Origin of the sequence: Pseudomonas sp. PA-4-8C, from assembly GCF_021606625.1 — a bacterium.
GTDB lineage: Bacteria > Pseudomonadota > Gammaproteobacteria > Pseudomonadales > Pseudomonadaceae > Aquipseudomonas > Aquipseudomonas lactis.
Genome location: NZ_WKCD01000373.1, coordinates 1 through 4,340 on the forward strand (window position 1 = coordinate 1; position 4,340 = coordinate 4,340).

Below are 4,340 nucleotides of genomic sequence, written 5' to 3' on the forward strand. Positions count from 1 at the left end.
TTTTGTAAAAGCAACAGGGACCCCAACAAACCCCCCCCCCCCTTCGGTTCGGCCACCGCCAGCTTTACCTTCTACCGCCGCAAGCTGTTCCACCCACGCCAATGGGTGCACGCCATCGTCGGTACACTGATCGGTGCGCTGACCGGCGCGGTCGTCGCCCATTACTTGCCCGCCGAAACCCTGAACAAGATGCTCCCGGTGATCGTCTTCGCCTGCGGTGTGTACCTGCTGTTCGGTGGCACGCCCAAGGCGCCGCTGGATGCCGAGGCACCGATCAAGAAGAAATGGCAAGCCACCCAGGGCTTTGGCCTGGGCTTCTACGACGGCGTGGCCGGGCCCGGCACGGGGGCGTTCTGGACGGTCAGCACGATGCTGCTGCACCCTATCGACCTGGTGAAGGCCAGCGGCGTGGCGCGCAGCATGAACTTCGTCAGCAACGCGGCGGCGCTGACGGTGTTCATCATCAATGGGTCGGTGGACTGGATTGTCGGCCTGGCGATGGGGGTGTCGGTGATGTGTGGCGCGTTCTTTGGCGCACGCAGCGCGATCAGCGGCGGCGCCAAATTCATTCGCCCGGTGTTTATCACCGTGGTGCTGGGCCTGACCGTACGCCTAGCCTGGCAGCACTGGTTCAGCGTGGCCTAAGCGGCGGGCCACGTAGAGGTCGATGAGGTAACGCGCAATCGAGCGTGACGCCGGCAACGGCGGCAGCTCGTGGATATTGAACCACTGCGCATCTTCGATCTCGTCGGCCTGGGGCACGATATCGCCACCGGCGTATTCGGCATGAAAGCCCAGCATCATCGAGTGAGGGAACGGCCAGCATTGGCTGCCCATGTACTGGATGTTCTTGACCTCCACCTGCACCTCTTCACGCACTTCCCGGATCAGGCAGTCTTCGGCGGATTCACCCGGTTCGGCAAAACCGGCCAGGGTGCTATAGACCCCCGTGACGAAACGCGGCGAACGCGCCAGCAGGATCTCATCGCCACGGGTCACCAGCACGATCATGCTTGGCGAGATACGCGGGTAGCTGCGCAGGTCGCAGGCCTGGCAATACATCGCCCGCTCCCTCGGCACCTGCACCATCGCCTGGCCACAACTGCCACAAAAGCGGTGCTCCCGCGCCCAGGTGCCGATCTGCGCGGCGTAGCCCAGCACTTTGTACAGGGTGTGATCGCCTTGCAGCATAAAGCCGCGCAAGCCCTGCCAACTGCACCCTGGCACATCCGCCACCGAGTCGAGTTCCAGCAGGTACACCGGCTCGCCGTCGAGGTGGCCGATGCCGTGTTCGGCAAACACCGACAGGTCCTGGCGTTTGAGCCATTCGCGCGGGAACAGCGGGCCATTGGTGTCGTGTAAAAAGCCTTCGCGGCTGCGGGCGACGGCCCAGCCGCCAGGGGCGTCGTTGTCCAGCAGCGTTGTAGTAATCCAGCCTGGGGTCATGTCGGTCAATCCACGAATTCGGGTTTCTGCTTACTCATATGGGCCGCGATGGCCACGCGCAGGTCGTTGGATTGCAACATAGCCGAGTTCCAGGTGGCAACGTATTCCAGGCCGTCATTGACTGTGTGGTCACGCATGTAGCTGATCATGGCCTTGGTGCCGGTCACGGCAATCGGCGACTTCGCGGCGATTTGCTGGGCGAGGTCCATGACACCCGCCAGCAGGCTTTGCTGATCAGCAAACACGCGGTTGACCAGGCCGATGCTACGGGCCTCTTCAGCGCCGAACTGACGGCCGGTGTAGGCCAGTTCACGCAGCATGCCGTCGCCGATAATGCGGGGCAGGCGTTGCAAGGTGCCGACGTCGGCGGCCATGCCGATGTCGATCTCCTTGATTGAGAATTGCGCGTCCTCGGCGGCATAGCGCATGTCGCAGGCACTGATCAGGTCGATGGCGCCGCCGATGCAATAGCCCTGGATCGCCGCCAGCACGGGCTTGCGGCAAGTGTCCACAGCGTTGAACGAGGCTTGCAGCTCGAGAATCTTGCGGCGTAGCAGACGCGCATTGCGCCCCACGTCCTTGCCAAAATCATTGGCGATCGAGGCCAGCATCATCAGGTCGATGCCCGAGGAAAAGTGCTTGCCCGCCCCGCTGAGCACCACGGCACGCACGGCGTCGGTTTCGTCGATCCATTGGAAGATGTCGATGATTTCGGTCCAGAACGCCGCGTTCATGGCGTTGATCTTTTCCGGGCGATTGATCTGCACATGGGCAACGTTGCCGCTGAGTTCGACAACGAAGGCTTGGTATTCGGACATGGCAGTGATCCCTGACTGGCGATTGAGAAAGGCCAGACTATATCAAGGGTGCGCCACGGCGCATCGGCCAAAAGCGGGACTGGCACCGGCGCAGGAAAAGACGCTGGATAAAACCCCGCACACACGCCATCCTTCGCGCTTTAAGCCGCACCGTGCGCGGCGTTCGACGTTTAAAGGAAATTCCATGCAACTTCATCCCCTCGCCCCTGCCGATTTCGACGCCATCGAGGCCACCCTGCTGCAGTACGGCGACGACCATTCAGTGCTGAACATGGCCGAACTCGACGGTTACTTCACCGCGCTGGTCTCAAGCCCCGCCCGAGTGGACGTGGCCGAGTGGTTCCCGGCTATCTGGGGCGGGCAGAACCCGAAATGGGACAACATGGACGAAGCCCAGGCTTTCCTTGATCTGTGCGTGCGTCATATGAATACCCTCGCCGCGCAGTTGGCCACCGACGCCCAGGCATTCAAGGCCCGTTTCGATGACACCGAGCATCAGGGCCAGGTGGTGACCCTGGCCGAGGAATGGTGCTTTGGCTATGTGCGCGGTGTGGCGATCGCCGACTGGCCGCCATTGCCCGCTGTACAAGCCGGGCAATTGGAGCGGATTTCCTGGTGCGCCGAGCAGGACAATTTCGAACTGCCGGCAGACCTGGATGTAAACGCCCATCAACAGCGGGTCAGCGAGATCGAACCGGCTGCGCGTGCGCTGCATGACTACTGGCTGAGCCAGCGTTAAGGCCGTAGGAGCGAGCTTGCTCGCGAAAAACTTACAGGCGCCGCGTTCATTCAGGAAGCACGCGTTATCGTTGACGTTTTTCGCGAGCAAGCTCGCTCCTACAGTTAGGGCAAGTCCCTCACACATTTGGGCACGCAAATCACCCGCTCACTCGACAAGCATGGCGTGTTTGCCTGATGATTCGGGTCCGCACGTCGGCCACTCCACGCCACCTCGCCTTGACCAGGAGCCTTGTACCTTGAGTTCGCAGAAAACCGTGACCGTTACACCGCCCAACTTCCCCCTCACTGGCAAGGTCGCGCCCCCCGGCTCCAAATCCATTACCAACCGTGCGCTGTTGCTGGCGGCACTGGCCAAGGGCACCAGCCGGTTGAGCGGTGCGCTCAAAAGCGATGACACGCGCCACATGTCGGTCGCCCTGCGGCAGATGGGCGTCACCATCGACGAGCCGGACGACACCACCTTTGTCGTCACCAGCCAAGGCTCGCTGCAATTGCCGGCCCAGCCGTTGTTCCTCGGCAACGCCGGCACCGCCATGCGCTTTCTCACGGCTGCCGTGGCCACCGTGCAAGGCACCGTGGTACTGGACGGCGACGAGTACATGCAAAAACGCCCGATCGGCCCGCTGCTGGCTACCCTGGCCCAGAACGGCATCCAGGTCGACAGCCCCACCGGCTGCCCACCGGTGACCGTGCACGGCGTGGGCAAGGTCAAGGCCAAGCGCTTTGAGATTGACGGTGGCTTGTCCAGCCAGTACGTATCGGCCCTGCTGATGCTGGCCGCGTGCGGCGAAGCGCCGATTGAAGTGGCACTGACCGGCAAGGACATCGGCGCCCGTGGCTACGTGGACCTGACCCTCGATTGCATGCGTGCGTTCGGTGCCCAGGTGGACGTCGTGGACGACACCACCTGGCGCGTGGCCCCCACCGGTTATACCGCCCATGACTACCTGATCGAACCCGACGCTTCCGCCGCCACTTACCTGTGGGCCGCAGAAGTACTGACCGGTGGGCGTATCGACATCGGTGTAGCCGCGCAGGACTTCACCCAGCCCGACGCCAAGGCCCAGGCCGTGATCGCGCAGTTCCCGAACATGCAGGCCACGGTGGTAGGCTCGCAAATGCAGGATGCGATCCCGACCCTGGCGGTGCTCGCCGCGTTCAACAACACGCCGGTGCGTTTTACCGAACTGGCGAACCTGCGCGTCAAGGAATGTGACCGCGTGCAGGCGCTGTACGATGGCCTCAACGAAATTCGCCCGGGCCTGGCGACTATCGAGGGCGATGACCTGCTGGTCGCCAGCGACCCGGCCCTGGCTGGCTCCGCCTGCACCGCAC

5 protein-coding genes are annotated in these 4,340 nt (G+C 62.9%); 3 read left to right on the forward strand and 2 right to left on the reverse strand.

The genetic code is table 11. The annotated features are described in order from the left end of the window. A partial coding sequence (locus tag GIW04_RS28325) for a sulfite exporter TauE/SafE family protein (RefSeq protein ID WP_236479437.1) occupies positions 1-645 on the forward strand: 645 nt, incomplete at its 5' end. Here GIW04_RS28325 and nudC read toward each other — a convergent pair. Together nudC and GIW04_RS28335 are read right to left on the reverse strand one after the other, a co-directional pair. Next, the gene (gene nudC, locus GIW04_RS28330) at positions 613-1,446 is read right to left on the reverse strand and encodes an NAD(+) diphosphatase (protein ID WP_003191009.1); all 834 of its coding nucleotides are present in this window, start codon (positions 1,444-1,446) and stop codon (positions 613-615) included. The genes GIW04_RS28325 and nudC overlap by 33 nt on opposite strands. A gap of 5 nt (positions 1,447-1,451) precedes the next feature. After that, on the reverse strand, positions 1,452-2,264 hold the full coding sequence (locus GIW04_RS28335; RefSeq protein WP_003191008.1) for a crotonase/enoyl-CoA hydratase family protein: 813 nt from the start codon (positions 2,262-2,264) through the stop codon (positions 1,452-1,454). A gap of 184 nt (positions 2,265-2,448) precedes the next feature. Between GIW04_RS28335 and GIW04_RS28340 the strand changes: the two genes are divergently transcribed. Both GIW04_RS28340 and GIW04_RS28345 read left to right on the forward strand, forming a co-directional pair. After that, positions 2,449-3,003 carry a UPF0149 family protein gene (locus GIW04_RS28340; protein WP_034135518.1) on the forward strand — a complete coding sequence of 185 codons (555 nt, stop codon included), beginning with the start codon at positions 2,449-2,451 and terminating at the stop codon, positions 3,001-3,003. A gap of 238 nt (positions 3,004-3,241) precedes the next feature. Continuing rightward, positions 3,242-4,340: 3-phosphoshikimate 1-carboxyvinyltransferase (locus tag GIW04_RS28345; RefSeq protein ID WP_236479438.1), on the forward strand; the 1,099-nt coding region annotated here is incomplete at its 3' end.

What these genes read in the sequence shown, in the direction of transcription:
- nudC (WP_003191009.1), bottom strand. Translation starts at nt 1,446, where the DNA reads ATGACCCCAGGCTGGATTACTACAACGCTGCTGGACAACGACGCCCCT.
- GIW04_RS28335 (WP_003191008.1), bottom strand. Translation starts at nt 2,264, where the DNA reads ATGTCCGAATACCAAGCCTTCGTTGTCGAACTCAGCGGCAACGTTGCC.
- GIW04_RS28340 (WP_034135518.1), top strand. Translation starts at nt 2,449, where the DNA reads ATGCAACTTCATCCCCTCGCCCCTGCCGATTTCGACGCCATCGAGGCC.